Source organism: Faecalibacterium sp. DFI.5.82, assembly GCF_029076575.1.
GTDB lineage: Bacteria > Bacillota > Clostridia > Oscillospirales > Ruminococcaceae > Faecalibacterium > Faecalibacterium duncaniae.
This window is the reverse complement of the sequence record NZ_JARFIS010000642.1, coordinates 1-305: the sequence shown is the minus strand read 5'-3', so window position 1 is coordinate 305 and position 305 is coordinate 1. Positions and strand designations below refer to the sequence as shown.

The window sequence follows — 305 nt, the reverse complement described above, 5'->3', positions numbered from 1 at the left end:
GCCCAAGCATCTGTTTACCATAAACTCAGGTTTGTGCTAAATCGAAAGATGACGTATACGAGCTGACGCCTGCCCGGTGCTGGAAGGTTAAGAGGAGATGTGCAAGCATTGAATCGAAGCCCCAGTGTACGGCGGCCGTAACTATAACGGTCCTAAGGTAGCGAAATTCCTTGTCAGGTAAGTTCTGACCCGCATGAAAGGCGTAATGATTTGGGCACTGTCTCTACAGCCCGCCCGGCGAAATTGTAGTACCGGTGAAGATGCCGGTTACCCGCGACAAGACGGAAAGACCCCATGGAGCTTTA

1 rRNA gene is annotated in these 305 nt (G+C 51.5%); it reads left to right on the top strand.

The window, feature by feature from the left end:
• Window positions 1-305: ribosomal RNA gene (locus P0G09_RS18240) — 23S ribosomal RNA — on the top strand; the annotation flags it as partial.